A 26,162-nucleotide genomic window follows, 5' to 3' on the forward strand; every position below is an offset into this window, starting at 1 on the left:
TCCGGCGTCACTCGGTGTCGTCGACCAGCAGGTCCTCGTGCCGGTAGTCGCCCGAGCGCAGGCCGGCGCGGGCGATCATGTGTGTGGACACCGGCACGAGTGCGAGCTGGAACACCATCGCCGGGATCACCATCCACAGCACGGACCAGGTCCACACCGCGACGACGACGGCCGCCAGGCAGCAGGCCAGCCCGAGCACCTGCGGCTTCGACATCGCGTGCAGTCGGACCAGCGGGTCGGGGAAGCGGACGATGCCGATCGCCGCGCCGAGTGACAGCGCGGCGCCGACGAGCAGCAGGCCGAGCGCGATCCACGCCCGGATACCGGCGTCGTCGAGGAACGCCTGCAGCATGTCGGTCATCTCGGTCATCTCGGTCATCGCTGGCCTCCTGCGGTGTGGCCGTCGTCGGTGGCGTGCGCGTCGTCCGCCTGCCCGGCGACCGTGGCCTCGTCGGTGGCCTCTGCGGCGTGCTCGGGGGTGGTGGCGTCCATGCCCTCGTCCTCGGGGTCGGTCGACGGGGTGACGGCACGGGCGACCGCGACGGTCGCGAAGACGCTCGTGGCGGCGATCACGACCAGGACCGGCACGGCGCTCGGGTCCTGCCGCACGACGATCGCGGCGGCGATGACGAGCAGGACGGTGGTGAGCACCATGTCCGACCCGATCATCCGGTCGAGGATCGTCGGGCCGCGGACGATCCGCCCGACCGCCAGCACGAGGGTGGCACCGAGCAAGGCCAGGACCAGGGCGATGCCGACGGCCAGGACGATCACGGCGGCGCTCACCGGACGACCTCGGGCAGCGGCTCGGACAGCTCGGAGACGTCCTGGGCGGAGCCGATCGCCCGGATCACGAGGGCCTCGATGCGCAGGGCCTCCCGGCGGGCGTCGTCGACCTGTTCGACCCGTTCGGTGTCGAGCACGTGCAGCAGCAGGCGTCGGCGGCGCAGGTCCTCGTCGATGACGTAGGAGCCGGGCACGAGCGAGATCGCGATGGTGGACAGGGTGAAGGTCATCTCCGAGGTGGTGTGCAGCTGGACCAGGACGATCGAGCTCTTCCGGACCCCGCGCGGCCGGATCGCGACCCAGGCGACCCGGAAGGAGGCGACCACGACGTACCCGGCCCAGACGAGCAGGAACCAGAGGACGTGCAGGACCGAGAACCGGGCGGACAGCGGCACCGGCGGCAGCGGCAGCGACTGGGTGACGAGCAGGGCGACGACGACCCCGCACAGCAGCGTCAGCGGGGTCCAGCTGCCCCAGAGCAGCGCCCACAGGACGGTGAGCCCGAGCACGAGCGGCACGTCGTACCGCCACGCCAGCGCCATCCGACGGGCGTTCGTGAACCGCTTGACGTCGCTCATCGGGTCGTACCGCCCAGGACGGCCTGCACGTACCGGTCGGGGGACTCGAGCGACTCGGCCGCCCGCGTCGCGTAGCCGTAGAGGGGGCCGGCGAGGACCGTCAGGGCCACCGAACCGAGCACGGCGATCGTGGTCACCGCGACGAGCATCGGCGGCAGTTTCGCCCGTGCCTCCTCGTTGGTCGGTGCGCTGCCGTGGCGGTGGGCGTCCGACCGTGTCGGGTCGTCGAGCGTCGCGACCGACCCGTCGCCGGCCGGGGCGCGGACGACCGCAGCCGGCGTACCGGAGTCGGCGGAGCCTCCTGTCCGACCGTCGGTCTCCGTCTCGGGGACCGTGACCGGCGCGGGTTCCGGCGCGCGCAGGTGCTCGTGCGGCTCGGCGACGCTGGCGTGCGGGGCGGCGGCCTCGGCCGCGGGCTTGGGCCGCCAGAAGGCCGCGTCCCAGACGCGCATCAGGGCGTACAGGGTCAGGAGGCTCGTCACGACCCCGGCACCGATCGTCACGTACGCGAGTGGGGAGCCGTCCTCGGCCGCGGCGCGGAACAGCCCGAGCTTGCCGATGAAGCCGGAGAACGGCGGGATGCCACCGAGGTTGAACGCCGGGATCAGGTAGAGCGCCGCGAGCAGGGGAGCCGCCTTGAGGAGGCCGCCGAGCGAGCGCGTGGACGTGGTGCCGCCGACCCGTTCCATCAGCCCGGAGACCAGGAACAGGGTGGTCTGCACGACGATGTGGTGCACCGTGTAGAACACCGCGGCTGCGGTGCCGACCACCGACCCGAGCCCGATGCCCATCACCATGAACCCGATGTGGCTGATGAGCGTGAAGGACAGCAGCCGTTTCACGTCGGTCTGCGACACCGCGCCGAGCACCCCGACCACCATCGTCAGGACGGCGACGACGAGCAGGACCCCGTTGAGCTGTGGGCCGGGGAAGATGATCGTCTCGAGCCGGATGATCGCGTAGATGCCGACCTTCGTGAGCAGACCCGCGAACACCGCGGTGACCGGGGCGGGGGCGGTCGGGTACGAGTCGGGCAGCCAGAACGCCAGCGGGAACACGGCGGCCTTGATGCCGAACCCGATGAGCAGCATGGTGTGCAGCAGCAGCTGGACGTGGTCCGGCAGCTCCGCGACCCGCTGGCTGATCTGCGCGATGTTCACGGTGCCGGTCGCGCCGTAGACCAGGCCGATCGCGGCGAGGAAGATCGACGACGCGATGAGGCTGGTGACGATGTACGTCGTGCCGGCGCGGACCCGCTGCACGCTGCCGCCGACGGTGATGAGCACGTAGCTCGCCACGAGCAGCATCTCGAACGCGACGTAGAGGTTGAAGAGGTCACCGGCGATGAACGAGTCGAGCACGCCCGCCGCCAGCACCAGGTAGGTCGGGTAGAAGATCGTGACCGGGGCGTCCTCGTCGTCGTCGGCCAGGCCCTGACCGATCGAGAACAGCAGGACGACGAGCAGCACCGAGCTCGACACCGTCAGGAGCAGGGCGCTCAGCCGGTCGACGACGAGCGAGATGCCGTACGGCGCCTGCCAGCCGCCGACCTGCACGACGATCGTGCCGTGCCGGTCGACCAGGACCATGAGCGTGACGGCGACCGCGACGGCGATGACGAGCACCGCGACCGTGATGGCGCGCTGCAGCTGCTGGTGTCGGAGCAGGCCGAGGGCGACGGCGGCACCGAGCAGCGGGACGAGGACCAGGAGCGGGACGAGGAAGGTCACGTGCGGGGCCTGCTCTCGGTCTCGTGCGGGGCGGTGTGCGGTGCGGTGTCGTGCGGTGTCGTCTCGTGCGGGTCGTCGGCGTCCTCGGGGGACTTCGGGTCGTGCCGCCTCGGGCTGTCGTCCTCGGCGAGCTCCGGGTCGTCGTCGGCGGGGTCCTGGCGGTCGGTGCGGATCGCGACGTCGGCCTCGTCCACCTGGACCTCGTCGGCGCGGGACAGCCGCCACGAGCGGTGGATCAGGGCCAGCAGGAACGCACTGACCGCGAAGGTGATGACGATCGCGGTGAGGGCGAACGCCTGCGGCAGCGGGTCGGTGATGCCGTCCGCCGTCTTGCCGATCGGCGGGTTGCCCGCGGCGCCGGACATCGTCAGGAGCAGCAGGTTCAGGGCGTTGCCGAGCAGCAGGAACCCGAGCAGCATCCGGGTCAGGGAGCGTTCGAGGAGCAGGTAGACGCCGCACGAGAACAGCACGGCCATCGCGATGACGAGGACGAGGGTGACGGTCATGCGGGTCCCTCCAGGGTGTCGGCGGTGGGGACGCGGCGGTCCTCGAGGCGCTGGCGGTCGACCTCGGCCCCGAGCGAGCGGAGCACGTCGAGCACGAGTCCGACGACGACCAGGTACACGCCGATGTCGAAGAACGTGGCGGTGACGAACTCGACGTGCCCGAGGACGGGGACGGTGGCCTCGAAGAACTCGGAGTACAGCGCGTCCTTGCCGAAGAACATCGGCGTGATCGCGGTGATGCCGGCGGTGGCGACGCCGAGGCCGAGCAGTCGACCGGCGCGGATCGGTGCCGCGGCCCCGAGTTCCGCCGGGCCGCCGGCCAGGTAGCGGGCGGCGAGGGCGATGCCGGCGACCAGGCCACCGGCGAACCCGCCACCAGCCGAGTTGTGACCGGCGAACAGCAGGTACACCGACAGCACGACCAGGCCGTGGAACAGCAGACGGACGACGATGTCGAGCAGCGCCGAGCGTCCGGTCGGGATCGCCGCGCTGGTCGGCAGCCAGGCGCGCGGCTCACCGTCGGCCCGGTCGTCCCCGCTCGCCACCGAGGACGGCATGTCCCGGAGCCGGGGCAGGGTGTCCTCGCGGGAGCGGACGAAGATCAGGCTCGCGACGCCGGTCGCCGCAGCGACGACGACGGTCAGCTCGCCGAGGGTGTCCCAACCGCGGAGGTCGACCAGGGCGACGTTGACGACGTTGAGGCCGTGCCCGAACGAGCTGGTCAGCGCCGGCAGGTCCGGCCAGAGCGGCTCGGCGGTGCGCGCGGACGCGGCGACGACGACCACGATCGCCAGGGTCAGCCCCGCGAGCGCGGCGAACAGTGCGCGGAGCACCCGGAAGCGCGACGGGTTCGCGGTGCCGATCCGCGGGGGCAGCCGGCGCAGCACGAGGACGAACGCGATGAGCGTGACGGTCTCTACCACGAGCTGGGTGAGGGCGAGGTCGACGGCGCCGTGCAGCAGGAACAGGATCGCGGTGCCGTACCCGGTGACCCCGACCAGGACGGCGGCGGCGAACCGGGTCTTCGCGGCGAGGACGGCGATCGCGGCCATCGCCATCACGACGACGACGGGCAGCTGGCCCCAGGTGTCGGCGAAGCGGATGTGGAACGCCCAGGGACCGCCGACGACGAGGTTCGCCAGGGCACCGGCGACGAACACCGACAGGATCACGGTCAGGTAGTAGGGCAGCGAACCGCGCTGCAGGCTGGCGGTCAGCCAGGTCGCGAAGCGGTCGAGGCCGCGCATCAGCCGTCGGTAGTTGGCGGAGGCGGACGGCGACCCGGCCAGGCGGTGCTGGACGGCCTCGACCCGGGTACGGAGCAGGAACAGGACGCCACCGCCGACCAGGGTCAGGGCGGAGATGCCGAGCGCCGGCTCGAACCCGTGCCAGAGCGCCAGGTGCGGGACCTCGGCGCTGCCGTGCCGTGCGGCCGTGGCGGCGGACTCGAACCCGTGCGCGACGAACGGGGTGGCGAGGCCGAGCACGAGCCCCGCGACGCCGAGGACGGCGGGGACGACCCAGAGCCCGTGCAGCGCGTGCGGCTCGGTCTGGGCGACCCCGGACTTCCGGGCGAACGTGCCCCAGAAGAACCGGCACGAGTACGCCACGGTCAGGACCGACCCGACCGTCACGCCGACGAGCGCGACCCAGGCCCAGCCGGCGTCGGTGCCGTGCAGTTCCTCGAGGAAGCCGCCGAGCACGGCTTCCTTGGCGACGAAGCCGATGAGCGGCGGGATGCCGGCCATCGACGCGAGGGCGAGCACCGCGACGACCGCCAGCCCGGGCAGCCGTCGACCGACACCGCTGAGCTTCCAGAGGTCCCGGGTGCCGCTGACGTGGTCGACCGTGCCGACGACCAGGAACAGCGTGGACTTGAACGTGGCGTGGGCGACGAGCAGCACGACCCCGCCGAGGGCGATCTCCGGCACGCCCCAGCCCGCGGCGAGCACGAGGAACCCGAGCTGGGCGACCGTGCCGTACGCCAGCAGCAGCTTGAGGTCGGTCTGCCGGAGTGCCCGGTACCCGCCGACGAGCATGCCGAGCACGCCGAGCACCGTGATGGTCTCGCGCCATCCGTCGAGCAGCGCGAACGCCGGGGCCAGCCGGGCGACCAGGTAGATGCCGGCCTTCACCATCGCGGCGGCGTGCAGGTACGCGCTCACCGGGGTCGGCGCGGCCATCGCGGCGGGCAGCCAGAAGTGGAACGGCACGATCGCCGACTTGGTCAGCGCGCCGACCAGGACGAGGATCACCGACACCGTGACCGCCGTGCCGGTCGGGGGCGCGGCGATGATGCCGGAGAGCGAGGTGGTGCCGGCCGCGACCGAGATGACGACGAGCCCGGCCAGCATCGCGAGTCCACCGGCCGTGGTGACGACGAGTGCCTGCATGGCGGCGGCCCGGCTCGCCCGCTTCACGGCGTCGTGCCCGATGAGCAGGTAGGAGAAGACCGTCGTGGCCTCCCACAGGACGAAGAGCACGATGACGTCGTCGGCGATCACCAGGCCGTACATCGACCCGGCGAACGCGGTCAGGACGCCAGCGAACCGACCGAGACCCGGCTCGTCGTCGGCGAAGTACGAGGCGCAGTAGACCAGCACGAGCGCACCGACCACGGTGACCACGAGGGCGAGCACCCAGGACAGGGCGTCCACCCGGAACGCCAGGTCGAGGGCGAGCTGCGGGATCCAGCGGACGCGTTCCGTGACGCCGTCACCGAGCGCCGGAGCGGTCTGGGTCAGCGTGAGGACCGCGGCGGCGGCGGGTGCGAGGGCGGCGACGAAGAAGACGCGACGCCCCAGCAGGGGAGTGAGTGCGGGGACGACGAGTGCGATGACGCCGAACGCGATGAGGACGGTGAACACAGGGGCACCTCCTCGGGGGTCGGGCTGCAGTCCGGCTCTCTTGGCACCTCACAGCCTACGGAGAGCCGCATGGGCAGATCCTGTGCGAGCGGACAGGGTCCGTCGCGATGGTCCACACTGCCTCCGACTCTGCCCGCTCGCCGGCAGAACTGCCCGGCCCGGTTCAGTCCTCGTACGCGCGCGACGGGATCTGGGTCGCGAGCTTGCCGCCGGACACGTCGAGCAGCGTCCCCGTCACGTACCCCGCCAGGTCGCTCGCCAGGAACAGCAGCACGTCCGCGACGTCGTCCGGTGTCTCCCACCGCCGGATCGACAGGGTGTCGAGCAGCCGGTCTTGGTCGGCGGTCGGCATGGTCGCGAAGCCGTTCATCGCGGTCGGCACCATCCCCGGCGCGTACGCGTTCACGGTGATGCCCCACGGCCCGAGCTCGGACGCCAGGACCCGGGTGAACTGCACGACGGCCGCCTTCGACGCCGCGTACGCTGCACTGCCGACGCTCGGCACGATCGCCGCGAAGGACGCCGCGTTGATGATCCGGCCGCGCCCCGCCCGCTGCATCACCGGCGCCACCGCCTGGCTCATGAGGAAGGTGCCGCCGAGGTTCACGTCCATGCACCGGCGCCACGCGTCCCACTCCAGGTCCGCCACCCGGCCCTCGACGTTGATGCCCGCGTTGTTGACGAGGACGTCGACCGTGCCGTGCCGGGCGACGACCGCGTCGACGGCGGCGCGCACCGACGCCGGGTCGGTGACGTCGCAGGCGAGCACCTCGAGCGCGTGGGCCCCGACAGCCGCGGCCTCGACAGCGTTGGCCCCGACAGCGTGGGCGCCGTCGGGGACGCTGGGCGGGCCTCCCGGCTGGTCGTCCGCCGCGCGGTCCGCGAGCGCCGCGGCCAGGTCGAGCGCGACCACGTGCGCGCCCTCCCGGCGGAACCGCTCCGCGATGGTCCGGCCGATCCCGCGGGCGCCGCCGGTGACGACCACCACCCGGTCGCTGAGGTCGAGGTGCATCGGACGCTCCTTCGTGGCGTCCGTCGACGCCGACGCGTCTACTGTCCCACCCATGACGGACGAGCGCACAGCAGACCGGAGCACGACGGACGACCGCGTCCTCTGGGTCACCGGCGGTGGCAGCGGCATGGGGGCTGCGGCCGCGCAGGTGGCGGCACGGTCGGGCTGGAGGCTCGTCCTCAGCGGCCGTCGCACCGAGCGTCTCGAGGCGGTCGCCGCCGGCATCCGCGCCGAGGGCGGCACCGCGGACGTCCTGCCCCTCGACGCCACCGACCCCGAGGCTGTGACCGCGGCCCGGGACACCCTCCTCGGACGCCACGGGCGGATCGACGGACTCGTGCTGTCGGCCGGGCTGAACTCCCCGCGGCGGCGCTGGGACGACCAGAGCATGACGGACCTCCGCGCCGTGATCGACACCAACCTGACCGCGGTGGTGCAGGTCGTCGACGCGGCCCTCCCCGCGCTCCGGCGCTCCGGTGGGGTCGTCGTCGTGGTGTCATCGTACGCCGGGTGGTCGTCGCAGCCTGGTGCCGGGGTGGCGTACTCGGCGAGCAAGACCGCGCTCGGTCCCGTCGTCCGCACGCTGAACCAGCAGGAGGCGCAGCACGGCGTCCGCGCCACGCACCTGTGCCCGGGTGACGTCGCGACGGACTTCCTCGAGCAGCGCCCGAGCGTGCCGGACGCCGCGGCCCGTGCGGTCATGCTCACGCCCGAGGACGTCGGTCGGGCGATCGGCTTCGTGCTCTGCGCTCCGGCACACGTGCGGATCGACGAGCTCGTGCTGTCGCCGGTGTCACAGCACTGACGAACCGGGCCGGGGACCGCACCGGCGCGCAGCCCGCTCGCCGACCTGAGATGATCGACAGCGGCGCGTCAGGCTCGTGCCGTGGAGGGTGCGCAGTGGACGCAGCAGAACAGGTGGTGCTGCAGCTCGTCGGCACCCCGTGGGCGTTCCTGGTCGTCGGCCTCGTGCTCGCCGTCGGCAGCATCGCGGTCTTCCTGCCCAGCCAGGCGATGGTCGTCGCGATCGGCACGCTCCTGGTCGGCGGTGACGGGGGACTCCTGCCGGTGCTGCTCCTGGTCGTCGCGGCCACGATCGGCATGGTGCTCGGCGACCTGGCGCTCTACCGGCTGGCCCGGTCGGTCGACCTCGGCTCGAAGTCCTGGTTCGCCCGGCCGAAGGTCCGGAAGGCCCGGGAGTCCATCGACGAGCGGTACCGCGCGGCCCCGGGTCGCATCGCGGTCCTCGGGCGCTTCATCCCGATGGGTCGGCTGACGACGAACCTGGTCGGCGCCGACAGCGGGCTCGACGTCCGTCGGTTCCTGCTCAGCTGCGCGCTCGCCGACGTCGTGTGGGCCGTGTACTGCGTCGGGATCGCCGCGGCGACCGGACACTGGAGCCGGGAGCAGCCGTTCCTCGTGACCGTGCTCGCCGTCGTGGCGTCGATCCTGCTCGGCCTGGGGATCTCGGCGATCGAGAAGGCCGTGCGGCGACGCAGCGAGGCGGCGGCCGCGGCGGTCTGATCCGTCCCCGGTGCCCGCGCACTAGCGTGGTCGCACCGTCCGAAGGAGCACCCGTGCCGAGCCTCACCGACCTCGTCCCCGACCCCACCGCGCTCGAGACCCTGCACACCGGCAGCACCTGGGCCGAGGGGCCGTGCTGGGTCCCCGCGACCCGGACCCTGCGGTGGTCGGACATCCCGGGGGACCGCGTCCTGCAGTGGTCGGCGGCCGACGGCTCCGTGTCGGTGTACGCCAAGGGTGTCGAGTTCACCAACGGCCGGACCCTCGACCACGACGGTTCGGTGGTGCAGTGCTCGCACGGGCGCCGACGGGTGGAGCGCGACCGGGACGGCGTGGTCACCCCCATCACGACCCGGTGGGGCGCGGTGGCCTACAACTCCCCGAACGACGTCGTCGTCGCCCGGGACGGCAGCGTCTGGTTCACCGACCCGGCCTACGGCATCACCCAGCCGCGCGAAGGGCACCCGGGCGAGCGGGAGTACGGCGACCACTGGGTGTTCCGCTGCGGCCCGGACGGCGAGGACCTGCGCCCGGTCGTCCTCGACGTCGACGAGCCGAACGGTCTGGCGTTCTCGCCCGACGAGCGGGTCCTGTACGTGGCGAGCTCGGACGGCGACCGCCCGGTGATCCGCGCCTACGACGTCGACACGGACGGTCCGGCCGCGCCCGGCGTCCCCGGGGTGCGGGTGAAGAACGGCCGTGACCTGGTGCGCTTCGCCCCGGGCGAGGGCGTGCCCGACGGCCTCCGCGTCGACGAGGCCGGGCGGATCTGGACCTCGGCCGCCGTCGGGGTGTTCGTGCACGAGCCGGACGGCACCCGGATCGGCGTGGTCCCGGTGCCCGAGACCGTCGCGAACCTCTGCTTCGGCGGCGACGACGGCCGCGACCTGTTCATCACGGCGACCACCTCGGTGCACCGCATCCGGACCACCACCCGGGACGCCGCCCGCCGCTGACGTATCCTGACTCGGCCATGCAGTGCGACTACTTCGACCGCGGGGTCTGCCGGTCGTGCACCCTGATGGGTCAGCCCTACGGAGACCAGGTCCTCGACAAGGAGCTCCGCACCCGCGAACTCCTGCACGACGCCGTCGACGCGGCCGGCGGCCCGGGGGCGGTGGAGTGGCTGCCGGCGGTCACCAGCCCGGAGTCCGGCTACCGCAACAAGGCGAAGATGGTCGTCGGCGGCACGGTGCAGCAGCCCACCGTCGGGATCCTCGACGAGCGGCAGCGCGGGGTCGACCTGCGCCACTGCGGCATCTGCACGCCGGGCATCCAGCACGCGCTGCCGGTCCTGGCCGACTTCGTCGCGTCCGCGGGGCTGATCCCGTACGACGTCCGGCAGCGCCGTGGTGAGCTGAAGTACGTGCTCGTCACCGAGTCGCCCGACGGCGAGCTGATGGTGCGCTTCGTCCTCCGCAGCGAGGGGCAGCTGCCGCGCCTGCGTGACCGGCTCGGCGAGCTCCGCCGAGTCCTGCCGCAGGCCGTCGTGGTCACCGCGAACCTGCTGCCCGAGCACAAGGCCGTGACCGAGGGGGACCGGGAGGTCGTCCTCACCGAGCAGCAGACCCTGCCGATGCGCCTGGGGCCGGTGACGATGCACCTGCGCCCGCAGAGCTTCTTCCAGACGAACACGTCCGTTGCGACGCAGCTGTACGCGCAGGTGTCGGCGTGGATCGACGAGGTCGACCCGGCCTCGATGTGGGACCTGTACTGCGGTGTCGGCGGGTTCGCGCTGCACGCCGCACGTCCGGGTCGTTCGGTCACCGGCATCGAGACCAGCCGCGAGGCCATCGTGTCCGCGAAGCAGTCCGCCCGCGAGGCCGGCCTGACCGACGTCCGCTTCGCCGCCGACGACGCCACCGCCCACGCACTGCGGGCCCGCCCCGGTACCGCCCCGGAACTCGTCGTCGTCAACCCGCCGCGTCGCGGGATCGGCGCCGAACTCGCGGGCTGGCTCGAGACGTCCGAGGTCCGGCACGTCGTCTACTCCAGCTGCAACCCGGTGACGCTCGCCCGCGACCTCGCGGGGATGCCCTCGTTCCGGCTGCGGCGCGTCCGCGTGCTCGACATGTTCCCGCAGACGGGGCACCTCGAGGCCGTCACGCTGCTGTCGCGGGACTGACGGACGGGAGGCGCGGTGCGGGCCCGCCCCGCGCCTCCCGTCCGTCGTCGGGTCGCCGGATCCGCGATTGCCAGGGAACTCGGAAGGTCGTGTACCCGGGTACGTACGATCGCCGCGTCCATGGGCATCGCGACGTACAGGGTTTGACTGGGGTACATAGCACTGCTGGGTAGAACCGTTGGTCTCAGTTTGATAACGGGCGTGAGTTTCCTATGGTGGCCCACCGTGACGCCGGCGCGGAGGCTGCCCCCGGCGACACCATCAGACTGACCGCGATCGGTCGGGGTGGGCAGCCGACGTCGGGAACGACGACGCGACCCCGGTGGAGCAACGACATGAAGAACCACACCCGAACTCGCGCCCTCGTCGGCGGACTCGCCTTCGCCGGCATCGCCGCAACGGGCGTCGGTCTCGCAGCTGCACCGGCCAGCGCGGCCGACGGCTCGACCTGGGACGCCCTGGCGGCCTGCGAGTCCAGCGGCAACTGGGCCGCGAACACCGGCAACGGCTACTACGGCGGACTGCAGTTCACGCAGAGCACCTGGACCGCCAACGGCGGCACGGGCAGCCCGGCCGGCGCGAGCCGTTCGACGCAGATCGCCGTGGCCGAGAACGTCCTCGCCTCGCAGGGCTGGGGCGCCTGGCCCGCCTGCTCCGCGAAGCTCGGCCTGAGCGGCACGAGCGGCGCGGCCCCGGCGCCCGTCGCCCAGCCGGCGGCTCCGGCACCGGCTCCGCAGGCGGCGGCCCCGGCGGCACCGACCCGTCAGGCGGCTCCGGCACCGCAGGCCACGGCACCGAAGGCCGTCGCGAGCACGCCGGCCCCGTCGGCGACCGCGACCAAACCGGCCGCCGTCCCGACCAGCGGCAAGACCTACAAGGTGGCCTCGGGCGACACGCTCGACACCATCGCGACGAAGCTCGGCGTCGAGGGCGGCTGGAAGCAGCTGTGGGCGGCGAACACGTCGACCGTCGACGACGCGAACCTCATCTACGCAGGACAGACCCTGCAGCTCCCGGCCTGACGCACCGCGTCTCGCGCCGATCGGAAGCGCCCCACGACCTTGGTCGTGGGGCGCTTCGTCATCCGGCGGCGTGGGTCGCGAGCCAGCCGGACACGTCGTCGGAGCGGAGCGCGATCGACAGGCTGGAGACGGCCGACCGGTCGATCCGGACGTAGGACTGCCCGTCGTCGCTCGTGCCGCCACCGGCCGACGGCAGCGTCGTGGTGGCCAGGCCGGCGGCCCGGAAGTCGCGCAGGGACCACCCGAGCCCGACGAGTGCCGAGAAGTCCAGGCCGGGGTCCACCGAGAGGTACTCGCTGCTCGAGGACACGAACTGCCGGATCCGCCCCGGGCTCGTCAGGGTGTCCTCGGACACGACCCGCTGGACGAGGGCGCGCATGAACGCCTGCTGGTTCCGCACCCGGGTGTGGTCGGCATCGGCGAAAGCGTACCGTTCACGCACGAAAGCGAGGGCCGCGTCGCCGTCCATGCGGTTGGGGCCGACCGTGAAGTGGTGTCCCCCGGCGTCGAACGCGGTCGACGAGTCGACGGTGACGCCTCCGAGCGCGTCGGTCATGCCGGCGAAACCCGCGAAGTCCATCTCGGCCACGTGGTCGACCCGGACGTCGAGGAGCTGTTCGACGGTCTGCACCGTGAGGGCGACACCGCCCCAGGAGTACGCGGCGTTGATCTTCGCGGTGCCGTGGCCGGGGACGTCGACCCAGGAGTCGCGGAGGATCGAGATCAGCGAGACCTGCCGGCGGTCCGCTGACAGGTGCGCGAGCATCAGCACGTCCGCACGGCCGCCTGCTGCGCCGTCGTGGTCCGGGTCGAGTCGGGCACGGGAGTCCGAGCCGATGAGCAGGACGTTCATGGCGCCTCCGCTGGCGCTCGGGCGCGCACCCGTCGGGAACGGGGAGTCGATGACGGTCCGCCCTGCGTCGTAGCGGTGTGCCAGGCCACCGATGAACGCGCTGACGACCACGGCGAGGACGATCGTCACGAGCGTGAGCAGCCCGACGGCGATCAGCAGCGCACGACGGACGGGGCGCCGGCGGTGGCTCCGGGCGAGGGCACGACGGCCGGACATGGGACTCCCTGGGGGCAGGCCGGCCTGGTCACCGACTCATCCAGGGTGACACATCTCACATATCAGGTGCAAGTACCTCGTCAGGATCGGACCGCCGCACGCCGGCCACGATCGCGCCGAGCCGTGCGCGGAGCTCCGGGTCGTCCGGCAGGACCTCGCGCTCGATGTGCCGTGCGGTGTCCCACATCCGGCGCCCGTGCTCGGTCACGGTGACGAGTCGCCGACGGCCGTCCTCCGGGTGGGGGCTGCGCTCGATCATCCCGTCGCGCTCCAGGCGCTCGAGGGTGCGGGACATCGTCTGGGGCTGGACGCGGGCGGTGCGGGCGATGACGTCGGCGCCGGTCGGGCCCGTGCGCAGGGCGATGTCGAGTGCGATGAGGGCCGCGTGCTGCAGCCCGATCGCCCGGAGGCGCTCGTCCCACTCGCGTTCGACGGCTCGGGACGCAGCGGCGAGCAGGCGTCCGATCGGCCACTGCGCGGACTGGTCCTCCATGCCCCGAGTCTACGGTGGAGCAGTGCACTGGCCCTGGCCCTCGGAAAAGTGTTCAGCATGCTGACGATCGGTGTACGCTCGCCGTCGTGCCCCGCTCCCTCCGCATCGCGATCCCCGCCCTCGTCATCCTCGTCTGGCTGGTCGTCGCCTCGGTCGGCGGCCCCTTCTTCGGGCGGATCTCCGAGGTCTCGACGAACGACCAGACCTCGTTCCTGCCGGCCTCCGCCGACGCCACCGCGGTGCAGGACCGCAGCAGTGCCTTCCGGGACGCCAGCGGGGCGCCGGCCATCGTCGTGCTCGAGCGGGACGGCGGGCTGACCTCCGCCGACACCGCCGCCGCCGACCGGATCGCCGAGGCCCTCGGGGACCGGGACGACGTCGACCAGGTCAGCCCGGTGATCCCGAGCCGGGACGGGGACGCGGTCGAGGTCGTCGCCACGCTGACCGCCTCGGCCGAGACCGGGGACGCGGTCGCAGCGATCCGGGCGGACGTGGACGACGCCCTGCCGGACGGGCTGCGCGGGTACGTCACGGGTCCGGCGGGCTTCACTGCCGACCTCACCGAGGCGTTCGCGGGCATCGACGGCCTGCTGCTCGGGGTCGCGCTCCTGGCGGTGCTCGTCATCCTCATCGTGGTCTACCGCTCGCCGCTGCTGCCGTTCCTGGTGCTCGCCACCGCCGTGTTCGCCCTGACCGCGTCGATCCTCGTCGTCTGGGCACTGGCGAAGGCCGGCGTCGTCACCGTGAACGGGCAGGTCCAGGGCATCCTCTCGATCCTGGTGATCGGTGCCGCGACCGACTACGCGCTCCTCTACACGTCCCGGTACCGCGAGGCCCTCCGCGACCACCGCACCGGGTGGGACGCCACCAAGGCAGCACTCCGCGGCAGCCTCGAGCCGATCATCGCCTCGGGCGGCACGGTCATCGTCGGCGTGCTGTGCCTGCTGCTGTCGGACCTCAACTCGAACAAGGCGCTCGGCCCGGTCGCGGCGATCGGCATCGCCTTCAGCGTGCTCGCCGCCCTCACCCTGCTGCCCGCGCTCCTCCTCTGCTTCCGGCGTGCCGCGTTCTGGCCGCTGCGCCCCGCGTTCGGCTGCGCCCACCCGGTGCTCACCGGCCCGGACGCCCGGGGACTCTGGGCCCGGGTGGGCCGGCTCGTCGGGCGGCGCTCCCGGGTGGTCTGGATCGTCTGCACGGTCGGGCTCCTGGCGATGAGCACGGGCCTGCTCGGGCTGAGCGCTGACGGGGTGCCGCAGAGCGACCTGGTGATCGGGCAGTCGCAGGCCCGCGACGGCCAGACCGTGCTGGCGGACCACTTCCCCGGCGGCTCCGGCAGCCCGGCGCTCGTGCTCGGCGACGCGGACCGGATCGACCGCCTCGCCGACGCGGTCACCGGGGTGGACGGGGTCGACGGCGTCACCGCGGCCGCGAAGGACGCACCCTCCGGCACCACTCCGGTCGGCGCGGACGCCGCCGCCGGCACGACGACCGGCACGACGCCCGGCACCGCGACCGGCGCCCCGGCTGCCGACCCGACCGTGTCACGCGGCCAGGTGCTCCTCGAGGCGACCCTCGCCGACCCGGCCGACTCCGCCGCGGCCGAGCGGACCGTCCGGCAGCTCCGCACCGCGGTCGAACGGGTCGACCCGGGTGCCCGCGTGGGGGGCGTCACCGCGACCGCGATCGACACGAACGACACCGGCATCCGCGACCGCACGCTGATCATCCCCGTCGTCCTGGGCGTGATCCTGCTCATCCTGATGCTGTTGCTCCGGAGCATCGTGACACCGCTCGTCCTCATCGGCAGCGTCATCGTGTCCTTCGCGGCTGCGCTCGGCGTCGGCGCGCTCGTCTTCGACCACCTGTTCCACTTCCCTGGAGCCGACCCGTCGGTGCCGCTGTTCTCGTTCGTGTTCCTGGTGGCGCTCGGCGTGGACTACAACATCTTCCTCATGACCCGGGTGCGGGAAGAGACGCTCCGCCACGGTCCGCGCGAGGGCGTGCTGCGCGGGCTCGGGGCCACCGGTGGGGTGATCACCTCTGCGGGGGTCGTGCTCGCCGCCACCTTCGCGGCCCTCGGTGTGATCCCGATCCTGTTCCTCGTGCAGATCGCCTTCGTCGTCGCGTTCGGGGTGCTGCTCGACACCGTGGTGGTCCGGTCCCTGCTCGTCCCGGCGCTCGTGCTCGACCTCGGTCGTCGGGCCTGGTGGCCGTCGCGCCTCTCGCGCCGACCGCGTGACATGTGACACGCTGAGCGCATGCCCGTACCCTCCACGCAGCCGGCCGCCGAGCGCAAGCTCCTCCGTGACACCGTCCAGGACAAGATCCGCGACGCGATCATGGACGGCACACTGGAGCCCGGCGAACGCCTCAACGACGACGACCTGATCGCCTGGCTCGGTGTCTCCCGCACCCCGATCCGCGAAGCGCTCGCCGAACTGGCCCGCGCCGGACTGGTCGAGATGGCGCCGAACCGGTACACCCGGGTCGCCGCCCCCACCAAGACCGAGCTGCTCGACGCGTACCAGACCCTCGGCGTGATCTACGGCGGTGTCGTCCGGCTGGCGGTCCCGCGCTTCACCGACGCCGAGCGCCGCCGGGTCGTGGCGACGCTCGACCAGGTGCTCACACGACTCGGCAAGGGCGAGCAGGCGGCCCTGGCGCACGACGGCGCCGACGTCTACGCGATGTGGGCGGACGCGTGCGGCAACGCCTCGCTCGCGCAGCTCTGCAAGGCGACGACCGACGGACTGTCGTTCAAGCTCCGCGTGCCCGAGATCGCCGAGGTCGTGCCCGTCGACGTCGTCACACCCCGGATCGCGGACCTCCGTGACGCGGTGCGTGCGAAGGACCCGATCGCCGCCGAGCTGGCCATGGAGGCCGTGCACCTGCTGCCCGAGCGGAGCTGAGACGTGGGCTCCGAGCGGAGCTGAGCGGCGGGCGGTCGCTCAGGCCGGCAGGACCCCGGTCGCGAGCCCCACGCCCCACAGCACCACGATCGCCGCGAGTGCCCCGAGGTGCCACCACCCGTGCATCACGAGCACGGCCGCGAACTCGCGGAGGAACGCACTCGGCACCGACTGCCTGGCCGTCGGTGCCCCGAGCACCCGGGCGTCGAGGCCCGTCCGGCGTGCCGTCATCGCGGTGCGCATCACGTGGTAGTCGTTCGTGACGACGAGCGTCCGGCCGTGCACCCCGGCGTCGCGCAGTACGTCGGCGGAGTACCGGAGGTTCTCGCGGGTGTTCGTCGACCGGCCCTCGCGGTGAACGAGTCCGGCGGGCACACCGTGCGCGACCAGGTACTCCGCCATCGCGTCGGCCTCGGTGCGGTCCTCGTCCTCGCCCTGGCCGCCGGAGGGCACCACGACCGGCGTGCGGCCGGCGGCGACGGAGCGGTGGAACACCTCGAGCGTGCGGTCCAGGCGGGACCGCAGCATCGGCGAGACCGCACCGTGCACGAGCCCGCAGCCGAGGACGACCAGTGACTCGGCCTCCTCCGTGACCCGGACGTGGCCGTACGCGACCGCGGCGCCGAGGAAGACGGCGAACACCAGCGCCAGGTACCCCGTCAGTGCCAGGACCAGCACGAGCAGCGCCGTGCTCACCGTGGTCCCGACGGCTGCGAGGACCGCGACCAGGACGCCGAGCGCCAGGACGGCCAGCCCGGCGACGAGCGCCAGCAACCGGGTCAGGCTCCGTGCGCCGCGCCGGAACGCACGGGCCCCGTTCACCAGCAGGGGGGCCGCCACGGCGGCGCAGCAGACGGCGACGACGGTCAGGAACACGCGACCGACAGTACGGGGCGAGCATGGGTGGACGGGAGGCGGTGCGCACGTCCGGCACCGGGCCTCCCGGAACGGTGCGTACAGGACGTCCAGGCGGAATCCATGTCATCTGCGCGCTCCACGGTTATGGTTCTCCCCGTGACGAACGCACCCGAGGAGACCAGGCCACGCCGGGCCGATCGCGCCGTGCCGCCCCGCCACGGACGCCGCAAGCGCCACTGGGGAGTCGTCTTCCCTGCGCTCGCCGGCGTCCTCACGATGGCCGTGCTGCTGAGCGGCGGGTACGCGGCGTACGCGTACAACCGCCTGGCCAGCAGCGTCACGAAGGTGGACGCGATCGGCAGCGCGCCGCCCGCGAAGGACGACGTCGACGGCCGCGCGATGAACATCCTGCTCGTCGGCGACGACCACCGTCCTGACAACGCGACGCCGGAGCAGATGGCGGAGCTCAACACCCAGTCCGACGGCGGCGCGACCAACACGGACACGATGATCGTGCTGCACATCGCCGCGGACGGCCGGAGCGCGACGATGATCTCGTTCCCGCGCGACTCGTACGTGGACATCCCGGGCGTCGGCAAGGGCAAGCTCAACAGCGCGTTCTCGTACGGCACGATGAACGGCGGTGGGGACACCGGCGGTGCGAAGAAGCTCATCGCGACGATCCAGGGCCTCAGCGGGCTGACGATCGACCACTACGTGCGGGTCTCGCTGCTCGGGTTCTACGAGATCGTCAAGCAGCTCGGTCCGGTGAACGTCTGCCTGAACCAGGCTGCCCAGGACGACTTCTCGGGTGTCGACCTGCCGGCCGGTGTCTCGGAGCTCAACGCGGCGCAGGCCCTGTCGTTCGTCCGGCAGCGGCACGGTCTGCCGAACGGTGACCTCGACCGCCAGGTCCGCCAGCAGTACTTCCTGTCGCAAGAGGCCCGGAAGATCCTGTCCGCCGGCACCCTGCTCAACCCGGTGAAGACGACGAACATCATCGACGCGATCGGCAGCTCGGTGGAGACCGACCAGGGGCTCGACATGCTGACCCTGGCCCGGCAGATGAGCAACCTGCGCCCGTCGAACATCAAGTCGGCGACGATCCCGATCCTCGGCACCCCGACGATCTACCCGAACGGTTCGGCGCTGTCGATCGTCGAGGTCGACACCGCAGGCATGCCCGCGTTCGTGCAGAGCCTGGTCGGCGAGCCGCCGGCGTACACGCAGGCGACCGCGGCTGCGGCCGGGTCGGTCTCGGTGACGGTCTCGAACGGCAGCGGCGTCACGGGTGCCGCGGCCGCCGCTTCCGCGGTGCTCGCGGGTCGTGGCTTCCAGGTCGGTGCCCCGGGTTCCTCGGACACCACGGCGACGACGATGGTGCAGTACCCGGTCGGCATGGAGGCGCAGGCCAAGGCCCTGGTCGCCGTCGTGCCCGGCGCGGTGCCGGTCCAGAGCACCGCCGTGCAGGGGGTCACCCTGGTGCTCGGCACCGACGGCAAGACGCCGCAGGCCGCCGCCCAGCCGGGCACGTCGACGCCCGCCCCGGCGGAGCCGTCGAAGGAAGCCGCCGCGCCGAAGCCGACGACGGCGCCCGCCGAGCCGAGCCCGTCGTCCACCGCCGTCCACGAGTACGGCCAGGAAGGCGTCTGCATCAACTGACGCCGGCTCGTCCGCCGCGTCTCGCCGCTGTCATCCAGACTGGCATGTCACATTACAGGACGTGGATGACGAGCTGCGCCGACGACGGGACGAGGAGCGCGCCCTGCTGCTGCGGGTCGCCGCGGGGGACCGGGAGGCCTTCCGCCGGATCGACGAACGGTTCCGGCCGCTCGTCCTGCAGGTCGCCCGGCGCCAGCTGCACGACGCCTGGCTCGCTGAGGACGTCACGCAGGACGTGATGCTCGAGGTCTGGCGGCTCGCTCCCCGCTACGACCCGTCACACCCGGTGATCGCCTGGATCCGGACCATCGCGACCCGGCGGGCGATCGACCGGGTCCGGAAGGCCCAGGCGGACCGCGAGCGGGACCGGCGTCTGGGCATCCGCGACCACGAGGCACTCGACCACAGCTCACTGGACCGCGCCGAGGCCGTGCTCGACCGACAGGCGCTCCGCCGGGCACTGGGCACGCTGCCGGAGCGACAGCGGCACGCGGTGGTCCTGCGCTACCTGGCCGACCTGTCCGGCCCGGAGCTCGGGCGGGCGCTCGGGGTCCCCACCGGCACGGCGAAGTCGCGCGCTCGGGACGGCGTGCTGACGCTCCGGCGGACCCTGGTCGGTCCGGCAGGCGAAGGCAGCGAGGGCTCCGGGCGCCGCCTGGGTAGGTTCGAGGGGTGACCAGCACCGCACGCCCGATCACCCTCATGACCTACAACATCAAGAACCCGGACCCGGTGCACGACTGGCCCGCCCGACTGCCCGTCGTCCTCGACGTCATCCGCCGCCACGACCCCGACCTGCTCTGCGTGCAGGAGGCCTTCGACCACCAGATGGACGCCCTCCGCCAAGGCCTGCCGGACCACGACGCCGTCGGCCAGGGACGAGAGGGCGGTACGGCGGGCGAGCACGCCGCGGTGTTCTACCGGCGCGACCGGTTCCGCCCCGTCGACTCCGGATCGTTCTGGTTGTCGGACACCCCGGACGAGCCCGTCTCGAACACCTGGGACAGCCTGTACCCGCGGATCGCGAACCACGCTCGGTTCCTCGATGCCGAGGGTCCGGCGTTCACCCTGCTGACCACGCACATGGACCACGAGCAGGGGCCGCACGGCGACGAGGTCCGCGCCCGCAGTGCGGCGCTCGTCGTGCAGCGGCTGTCGGTCGTCGACGGCCCGGTGCTCTTCGCGGGGGACTGCAACGAGCCGGCCGGGGCGGGTGCGGCCTCGCAGGTGTTCGCGGACGCGGGCTACACCGACGCCTGGAGCGTGGCGGGGGACCCGGACGACCACACGGCGTCCTTCAACGACTGGCAGCCGCCGGTGGCGACCGGGGAGCGCATCGACTGGGTGTTCACGCGTGACGTCACCGCGGTCGACCGGGTGCGGATCGACCACGACGGGCCGGAGACGTGGTTCGCGAGCGACCACTTCCCGGTGATCGCGACGATCCGGGTCTGAACCGCAGCTGCCGCGGGGCCTCAGCAGCCGCGGGCGGGGCGGATCGGCATCGGCGACCCGATCACGGTGACGGTGGAGTCGTCGGTCAGGACGGAGACGCCGTTGGCACCGTCGCCATCGGCCCCGTCATCGTCGGCGCCCTCCGCACCGTCGGTGCCGCGGTGGCCAGCGGTCCCGCGGTCGTCAGCGTGGTCGTCATCGTCGGTCCACCCGCGCTGCAGCAGGAGCTGCCACGCCTGGGCGTCGTCCGACCCGAGGGACTCGCGGTCGCTCGCCGGTGCGTCGTCGATCTGGTCGGAGACGTCGTCACCGACCTGGACCCCGTCCGGCCCGGAGAGCTCGATGACCGCGCCGAGACGGGAGCGGACGTGGTCGCGGAGCACGCGGACCTCGACCCGGTTGCCGGCGGTGCCGGGCTCCGCCAACGCGGCGACGCGGATCGCACCACCCCACGTCGAGGTCGTGCTGGCCGGCACGCAGCGACCGGCGTCGCCGACCGCGGTCTGCGTGCGTGCGGGGGTGCCGAGGATGCGGTTGAGGACCGAGACGGTGTGCTTGGCGTCGCGCATCGACACGGTCGTGACGGTGTGGTCGTCGGAGCGGAACACGATCGACTCGGCACGGAGCTCGACGGCGTCGACGGACTTCAGCGCGCCGGACGACACCGGACGCCAGGTCGGCACGGGATCGGCGGTGCGGGTCGCGGACGCGGTCGGCTCAGCGGCAGCAGCGCGGTCGGCATCCTGGCCGGACCAGTGGTCGACCGCCTGGCCGTTGCCCACCACGAGGGCGAGCGCCACGGCACCGATCGTCATCACAGTCCTGGGAGTCACTCGCTCGACCGTAGCCGCCCCTCCCGGGCTGGGCGACGGGTGTTACCGAAACGGTTCCGCACCGTCACCGGACCGTGACATTGCCGGAGCCCGGGCCGGACGGCGTCGCCTCGCGTACCGTCGGACGCATGGCGGAGTACGTGGTGGACAGCACCGGAGACAACGCGGCGCACGGCGTCGACCTGATCGACGGCGACGAACCGGCGGTGCGGATGATCGTGCACGGCGACCTGCCGGCGACCATCGACCACGACGGCCGGACCTGGTCGCGGACCGGTGACGCCGAGGACCAGGGTGACGACGCCCCGCCGATCGCGGTGTACCGCCCGGTCTGAGGGCGGCCCACTGCGGGTCCACGCGGCAGCAGCCGGTCTGCGCGGCGGGGGACAGCCTCCTGAACGGGGACCGGAGCGGCCGTGCGTACCGTCGCAGCCATGACGGACCAGCGGATCGACCAGTACACCATGCAGGACCCGACGAAGCTCTACGCCGACAAGAAGCCGGACGAGCAGTACCTCGAGGGCGCCGGCACCGACGCCGAGATGGCGGAGAACGTCCCGGCCGACCACGGCGAGGACACCTACCGCGGCTCCGGCCGTCTCGAGGGTCGCAAGGCGCTCATCACCGGCGGCGACTCCGGCATCGGCGCGGCCGTCGCCATCGCCTACGCCCGTGAAGGCGCCGACGTCGCGATCGGCTACCTGCCCGAGGAGCAGGAGGACGCCGACCGCATCGTCGCCCTCATCGAGGCCGCCGGTCGCAAGGCCGTCGCCCTGCCCGGGGACATCAAGGACCTGGCGTTCTGCGAGCAGCTCGTCGAGACGGCCGTGCAGGAGCTCGGCGGCCTCGACATCCTGGTCAACAACGCCGGCAAGCAGCAGAACGTCGACGACATCACGAAGATCTCCGACGACGAGTTCGACGAGACCTTCAAGACGAACGCGTACGCGACGTTCCGCATCACGAAGGCCGCCGTGCCGCACCTCAAGCCGGGTTCGACGATCATCAACACCACGTCGATCCAGGCGTACGCACCGTCCCCGCACCTGGTGCACTACGCCGCAACGAAGGCGACCGTGAACAACCTGGCGAAGGGCCTGGCCGCGCAGCTCGCGCCGAAGGGCATCCGCGTCAACGCCGTCGCACCGGGCCCGATCTGGACCCCGCTGCAGCCCGCCGGCGGCCAGCCGTCCGACGCGCTGCCGTCCGCAGGCGAGCAGACCTACCTCGGCCGCTGGGGCCAGCCCGCCGAGCTCGCGCCGGCGTTCGTGTTCCTCGCCAGCGGGGAGTCGTCCTACGTGGTCGGCGAGACGCTGCACGTCGACGGCGGCATGCCGACGCCGTAGTCGGTCACCCGGCGGCGACGCCGCGCATGACGGGAGGCCCGTGGCTGCTCAGCCACGGGCCTCCCGTCATGCGGTCGGACCGGCCGCGTGTCGGCGGACCGTCAGTGCGTGCCGCAGGTCCGCGCCATCGACTCGAGCAGCTCGCGCGCCGCGAGGGCGGCGGCCAGCTCGACCTCGACGGGGTTGATGCCGACGGCCTGTTCGAACTGCCGACGCCGGGCCTGCAGCGCGACCGGTACCTCGGGCCGCTGCGGCAGGACGGCGATCGCGGCGGCGGCGGCCTCGAACGCTCCCTCCGGGCGGCCGAGGTGCTCCCACATCGTGCGGACGTCGTGCGCCACCTGCTCCGGGGTGCTCGCGAACTCGAACCCGGCGGACGCCATGGTCGCCAGGCCCTGTGCGGTGGAGTCGTTCGGGGACATCCCGGCATCGTCACACACCCCGCCGCGGACACGCCCAGGCAGTGGCCGCCGAACGCCTCCGCTTGTCCCCCATGTTGCCGACCCCCGGACCGGGGATGCGCTTGACCCCCGATCTCCGCCAAGATCGACATGCGGACAGGACGTCCGCACCGCCTGGACGCGACGGCCACGACCTGACCGTGCGTCCCGGACACGGAGGGCACGATGCTCGAGGACACCAGCGCCGACACGATGGCTGCCGCTGCGGCTGCGGCGACCCTGCACCTGCGGATCAGGATCGTGGGTGCCACCGTCGACCTGCTCCGTGACGTGCCCTTCCACGAGGCACGCGCCGAACACGTCGCCGAGCGGCTGGACATCTCGACGCACGAACTGCAGCAGCACTTCCCGTCGTGGGACGGGCTCGTCCTGGCCGCCGTGGACCGGTGGAACGGCGCCCGGATGGACGAGGTCACCCGCGAGGTCGGCAACGGCAGCACCGTCGAGCTCCTCCGCGCGATCGTCGCCTCGAACGCCGACGACCCGGCACTGATGCGTCTGCTCGTCGCACTGCTCAGCGTCGCCGGCAACCCGCAGCACGCCATGTCGAACTACCTGCGGTCGCGGTACCAGCTGTTCTTCGCCCAGGTGAAGCGCGGTCTGGAACACGACATCGCGGTCGGACGAGCCCCGCACACGATGGACCCCCGCCGTGGTGCCGAGCAGCTCATCGCCCTGTACGAGGGGCTGCAGCTGCAGGCCCTCCTGCGCAGCGACCTCGACCTGGTCGCGGCCTTCGACCGGGCCGTGGCCCGCCTCGAGCGCGGCTGGATGGAACGGTACGAGGCGACCGCGCAGCGCCGGCTGTCGACCTGGGGCGACGTGTCCTGGTCCGACGACGAGACCTGGTCGGTCTGACGGAGCGGCCTCCGCCGGGACTGTCCCTGCCGGGTCGGCCCCTGCCGGGTCGGCCCCGGCCGGGCAGGCAGGGCCCGTCCGTGCTGGCCGCCGACCGCACCCGCTGGGACGTCGCCGAGGGGAGCCCGGGTACGCCGGGAAGCCCAACGGAAGGAACGATCGTGGCAGCACCGAACCCCATCCAGATCCAGAAGTACCTGAGCGGCATCGACTACCCCGCCTCGAAGGACGACGTCGTGTCGACCGCCGAGAAGGAGAACGCCCCCGACGACGTGCTCGAGGCGCTCCGTGCGATCCCGGACGGCGAGTACGACGGCCCGACCGACGTGTCGAAGGCCGTCTCGGACGCGAGCTAGCGGCTGCGGCTCCGGCTGCGGGCTGCCGAGGTTCGCGCTGGGCGACACCGCGCGCGGCCCCGTGCCCGCGTCGTGTCGCTCAGCACGAACCCCGGCGCCGCGACCGGCTCACCAGCGCGGGACGCTGCCGTTCCCCGGGTCGTAGCCGGAGTCACGGATGACCGGCAGCGCGGTGGTGTCGCTGTGCACCGAGTGCACCTCGATCCGGCGCCCGCGACGCAGCGCACGCCGTGCCCCGGGCGTCGCGAAGAGCCCACCGAGCACCAGCCCGGCCCCGATCGCGAGCGCCACGGTCACCGCCGACCCGAAGTCCAGCACCGAGCTCGACGACCCGCTCATCACGTTGAGCAGCGCGTTCGACACCGCGACGCCGGGCAGCAGCGCCCCGCAGAACGCCGGCACCGCGATCGCCGAGACGGCCGTGCGCATCCGGACGGCCGCGTAGGTCGAGAGCACGCCGAGCAGCACCGCCGCCAGGAACGTCGCACCGAGCAGCGGCAGGCCGAACTCCTTGAGCTGCCAGAGCGCCGCACCCGCCGCGACCGAGAACACCACCGCGACCGGGATCACCCGTGCGCTCGCCTGTTGCACGAAGCAGTTCGCCCCGGCCGACGCCACGGTCAGGGACAGCGACGCCCAGAGCGGCAGGGCCTGGGTGACGATGCCGGACGGCTCGACCTCGAGCCGGAGCCAATGTGTCACCGCGATGCCCGCCGGCACCCCGACGACGATCGCCGCGATGAGCATGCCGATCGTGAACGCCCGGGCGACCGCCATCGCGCGGAACCCCGAGATCGCGTCCTGCGCCCACGTCACGAGTTGCACGTGCGGCAGCAGGAGCACCACGAGGGCCGCGACCATCGTCGCCGCACCGGTCGGCGTGAGCACACCCGCCCAGATCGCGAGGGTGCCGATCACCGACGCCACCGCCCCCTGCGCGCCCGAGACGAAGAACTGCGGGTACCCGCGGCCGGTCAGCCACCGACCGGAGACGATGATGCCGAGCATCAGGACGAACGCCCCGACGCCGGCCCGCCAGCCACCACCGGCCTGCAGCGCGATCGAGGTCCCGAGCACCGAGAGCCCCACGTCGGCGAGCCACATCGGCCACCGCGGCGGCATCCGGAGCACCGCCACGAGGGCGCTCACCGCGCTGGTCATGTCCCGGTCGTCGTGGATCACGTCGTCGACGATCTGGTTCGCCCACGTCAGGCGCCCGAGGTCGGCGCCGTCGGAGCGCGTGCTGCGCATCTTGACGAGCGGCGGGCCCTCGGTCGGCGAGTACTGGATCGTCACCGAGCTGCCCGAGAAGTCCAGGTCGAGCGGTGCGAGGTTCCACTTCGTCGCCACCGCGATCACGGCGGTCTCGACGCTCCGGGTGTCCGCGCCGGAGGCGAGCATCACCTCGGTCAGGTCGAGACAGAAGTCGACGATCTGCCGTGCGGAGTACTGCTCCCGCAGTGAGCGGGTGTCGGGCGTGACGTGCTCGTAGATCGTGCCGCGCAGTCGCGCGCGGACGTCCCGCATGTCGTGCTGGGCGACGCTCCGGGCCTTCGGGCGTGGACGGGGTGGACGGCCCGGCCGGGGGCCGGGAGGGAGCGGTTCGGCCATCGGACCATTGTGCCTGGCGTCCTCGTGCGCCGCCTGGTGCCGGGTGGGACGACGGACGGGAGGCTCCCCACCGGTCCGGTGGCTGTCTCTTATACTCATAT

The 26,162-nt window shown here is 72.6% G+C and carries 27 protein-coding genes; 14 read left to right on the forward strand and 13 right to left on the reverse strand.

Going from position 1 to position 26,162, the window contains the following annotated elements; all coding sequences use genetic code 11:
• Window positions 1-7: 7 nt before the first annotated feature.
• The 7 genes from mnhG to QCD68_RS07280 form a co-directional block, all read right to left on the reverse strand.
• Window positions 8-379: a monovalent cation/H(+) antiporter subunit G gene (mnhG, locus tag QCD68_RS07250; RefSeq protein WP_301222542.1), complete on the reverse strand. Its 372-nt coding sequence runs from the start codon at window positions 377-379 to the stop codon at window positions 8-10.
• Window positions 376-786: a hypothetical protein gene (locus tag QCD68_RS07255; RefSeq protein WP_301222543.1), complete on the reverse strand. Its 411-nt coding sequence runs from the start codon at window positions 784-786 to the stop codon at window positions 376-378. Before QCD68_RS07255 ends, mnhG begins: the two co-directional genes overlap by 4 nt.
• Window positions 783-1,364 carry a Na+/H+ antiporter subunit E gene (locus QCD68_RS07260; RefSeq protein ID WP_301222544.1) on the reverse strand — a complete coding sequence of 194 codons (582 nt, stop codon included), beginning with the start codon at window positions 1,362-1,364 and terminating at the stop codon, window positions 783-785. The genes QCD68_RS07255 and QCD68_RS07260 overlap by 4 nt, the downstream gene beginning before the upstream one ends.
• Entirely contained in the window at window positions 1,361-3,094 is a 1,734-nt protein-coding gene (locus tag QCD68_RS07265) for a Na+/H+ antiporter subunit D (protein ID WP_301222545.1), read from the reverse strand. Before QCD68_RS07265 ends, QCD68_RS07260 begins: the two co-directional genes overlap by 4 nt.
• Complete coding sequence (locus tag QCD68_RS07270; RefSeq protein WP_111075175.1) at window positions 3,091-3,600, reverse strand: Na(+)/H(+) antiporter subunit C; 510 nt, start codon at window positions 3,598-3,600, stop codon at window positions 3,091-3,093. Before QCD68_RS07270 ends, QCD68_RS07265 begins: the two co-directional genes overlap by 4 nt.
• Entirely contained in the window at window positions 3,597-6,467 is a 2,871-nt protein-coding gene (locus QCD68_RS07275) for a Na+/H+ antiporter subunit A (RefSeq protein ID WP_301222546.1), read from the reverse strand. The genes QCD68_RS07270 and QCD68_RS07275 overlap by 4 nt, the downstream gene beginning before the upstream one ends.
• A gap of 163 nt (window positions 6,468-6,630) precedes the next feature.
• Complete coding sequence (locus QCD68_RS07280) at window positions 6,631-7,479, reverse strand: SDR family NAD(P)-dependent oxidoreductase (protein WP_301222547.1); 849 nt, start codon at window positions 7,477-7,479, stop codon at window positions 6,631-6,633.
• Between the two features lie 52 nt (window positions 7,480-7,531).
• Between QCD68_RS07280 and QCD68_RS07285 the strand changes: the two genes are divergently transcribed.
• From QCD68_RS07285 to QCD68_RS07305, 5 genes are all read left to right on the forward strand, one after another.
• On the forward strand, window positions 7,532-8,284 hold the full coding sequence (locus QCD68_RS07285; protein ID WP_301222548.1) for an SDR family oxidoreductase: 753 nt from the start codon (window positions 7,532-7,534) through the stop codon (window positions 8,282-8,284).
• Between the two features lie 95 nt (window positions 8,285-8,379).
• Window positions 8,380-9,003: a DedA family protein gene (locus QCD68_RS07290; protein WP_301222549.1), complete on the forward strand. Its 624-nt coding sequence runs from the start codon at window positions 8,380-8,382 to the stop codon at window positions 9,001-9,003.
• A 53-nt stretch (window positions 9,004-9,056) separates the two neighbouring features.
• A complete protein-coding gene (locus QCD68_RS07295; protein ID WP_301222550.1) occupies window positions 9,057-9,959 on the forward strand; it encodes an SMP-30/gluconolactonase/LRE family protein in 903 nt (300 codons plus the stop codon).
• Between the two features lie 17 nt (window positions 9,960-9,976).
• Window positions 9,977-11,128, forward strand: a complete 1,152-nt coding sequence (rlmC, locus tag QCD68_RS07300) for a 23S rRNA (uracil(747)-C(5))-methyltransferase RlmC (RefSeq protein ID WP_301222551.1) — start codon at window positions 9,977-9,979, stop codon at window positions 11,126-11,128.
• 335 nt (window positions 11,129-11,463) lie between these two features.
• Window positions 11,464-12,150, forward strand: a complete 687-nt coding sequence (locus QCD68_RS07305; RefSeq protein ID WP_111075285.1) for a transglycosylase family protein — start codon at window positions 11,464-11,466, stop codon at window positions 12,148-12,150.
• 58 nt (window positions 12,151-12,208) lie between these two features.
• Here QCD68_RS07305 and QCD68_RS07310 read toward each other — a convergent pair whose 3' ends face one another.
• Entirely contained in the window at window positions 12,209-13,219 is a 1,011-nt protein-coding gene (locus tag QCD68_RS07310; protein ID WP_301222552.1) for an LCP family protein, read from the reverse strand.
• 55 nt (window positions 13,220-13,274) lie between these two features.
• Entirely contained in the window at window positions 13,275-13,712 is a 438-nt protein-coding gene (locus QCD68_RS07315; RefSeq protein ID WP_301222553.1) for a MarR family winged helix-turn-helix transcriptional regulator, read from the reverse strand.
• Window positions 13,713-13,798: 86 nt separating this feature from the next.
• On the opposite strand from QCD68_RS07315, the gene QCD68_RS07320 reads away from it, so the two are divergent.
• Window positions 13,799-15,958, forward strand: a complete 2,160-nt coding sequence (locus QCD68_RS07320; protein ID WP_301222554.1) for an MMPL family transporter — start codon at window positions 13,799-13,801, stop codon at window positions 15,956-15,958.
• 12 nt (window positions 15,959-15,970) lie between these two features.
• The gene (locus tag QCD68_RS07325; RefSeq protein WP_290156280.1) at window positions 15,971-16,621 is read left to right on the forward strand and encodes a GntR family transcriptional regulator; all 651 of its coding nucleotides are present in this window, start codon (window positions 15,971-15,973) and stop codon (window positions 16,619-16,621) included.
• 39 nt (window positions 16,622-16,660) lie between these two features.
• On the opposite strand, the gene QCD68_RS07330 is transcribed toward QCD68_RS07325, so the two are convergent.
• Window positions 16,661-17,497 carry a YdcF family protein gene (locus QCD68_RS07330; RefSeq protein ID WP_301222555.1) on the reverse strand — a complete coding sequence of 279 codons (837 nt, stop codon included), beginning with the start codon at window positions 17,495-17,497 and terminating at the stop codon, window positions 16,661-16,663.
• Between the two features lie 138 nt (window positions 17,498-17,635).
• Between QCD68_RS07330 and QCD68_RS07335 the strand changes: the two genes are divergently transcribed.
• From QCD68_RS07335 to QCD68_RS07345, 3 genes are all read left to right on the forward strand, one after another.
• Entirely contained in the window at window positions 17,636-19,141 is a 1,506-nt protein-coding gene (locus QCD68_RS07335; RefSeq protein ID WP_253466354.1) for an LCP family protein, read from the forward strand.
• Window positions 19,142-19,202: 61 nt separating this feature from the next.
• Complete coding sequence (locus QCD68_RS07340; protein WP_111075163.1) at window positions 19,203-19,817, forward strand: sigma-70 family RNA polymerase sigma factor; 615 nt, start codon at window positions 19,203-19,205, stop codon at window positions 19,815-19,817.
• Window positions 19,814-20,596 carry an endonuclease/exonuclease/phosphatase family protein gene (locus QCD68_RS07345; RefSeq protein ID WP_290156282.1) on the forward strand — a complete coding sequence of 261 codons (783 nt, stop codon included), beginning with the start codon at window positions 19,814-19,816 and terminating at the stop codon, window positions 20,594-20,596. The genes QCD68_RS07340 and QCD68_RS07345 overlap by 4 nt, the downstream gene beginning before the upstream one ends.
• A 20-nt stretch (window positions 20,597-20,616) precedes the next feature.
• Here QCD68_RS07345 and QCD68_RS07350 read toward each other — a convergent pair whose 3' ends face one another.
• Window positions 20,617-21,429: a hypothetical protein gene (locus QCD68_RS07350; RefSeq protein WP_301222556.1), complete on the reverse strand. Its 813-nt coding sequence runs from the start codon at window positions 21,427-21,429 to the stop codon at window positions 20,617-20,619.
• A 128-nt stretch (window positions 21,430-21,557) separates the two neighbouring features.
• Here QCD68_RS07350 and QCD68_RS07355 point away from each other — a divergent pair, with 128 nt between their 5' ends.
• Complete coding sequence (locus QCD68_RS07355; RefSeq protein ID WP_290156285.1) at window positions 21,558-21,764, forward strand: hypothetical protein; 207 nt, start codon at window positions 21,558-21,560, stop codon at window positions 21,762-21,764.
• 99 nt (window positions 21,765-21,863) lie between these two features.
• A complete protein-coding gene (locus tag QCD68_RS07360; protein WP_111075159.1) occupies window positions 21,864-22,775 on the forward strand; it encodes an SDR family oxidoreductase in 912 nt (303 codons plus the stop codon).
• A gap of 101 nt (window positions 22,776-22,876) precedes the next feature.
• Here QCD68_RS07360 and QCD68_RS07365 read toward each other — a convergent pair whose 3' ends face one another.
• Window positions 22,877-23,197, reverse strand: coding sequence for a hypothetical protein (locus tag QCD68_RS07365; RefSeq protein WP_111075158.1), 321 nt, complete (start codon window positions 23,195-23,197; stop codon window positions 22,877-22,879).
• Between the two features lie 204 nt (window positions 23,198-23,401).
• Here QCD68_RS07365 and QCD68_RS07370 point away from each other — a divergent pair, with 204 nt between their 5' ends.
• Window positions 23,402-24,094, forward strand: a complete 693-nt coding sequence (locus QCD68_RS07370; protein ID WP_221849820.1) for a TetR/AcrR family transcriptional regulator — start codon at window positions 23,402-23,404, stop codon at window positions 24,092-24,094.
• A gap of 161 nt (window positions 24,095-24,255) precedes the next feature.
• Window positions 24,256-24,450: a DUF2795 domain-containing protein gene (locus tag QCD68_RS07375; protein WP_111075156.1), complete on the forward strand. Its 195-nt coding sequence runs from the start codon at window positions 24,256-24,258 to the stop codon at window positions 24,448-24,450.
• A 108-nt stretch (window positions 24,451-24,558) separates the two neighbouring features.
• Here the strand turns inward: QCD68_RS07375 and QCD68_RS07380 are convergent, their stop codons facing one another.
• On the reverse strand, window positions 24,559-26,061 hold the full coding sequence (locus QCD68_RS07380; protein ID WP_221849821.1) for a threonine/serine ThrE exporter family protein: 1,503 nt from the start codon (window positions 26,059-26,061) through the stop codon (window positions 24,559-24,561).
• Window positions 26,062-26,162: the final 101 nt, after the last annotated feature.

The sequence above is a fragment of the Curtobacterium sp. PsM8 genome (assembly GCF_030433875.1).
Classification (GTDB): domain Bacteria; phylum Actinomycetota; class Actinomycetes; order Actinomycetales; family Microbacteriaceae; genus Curtobacterium.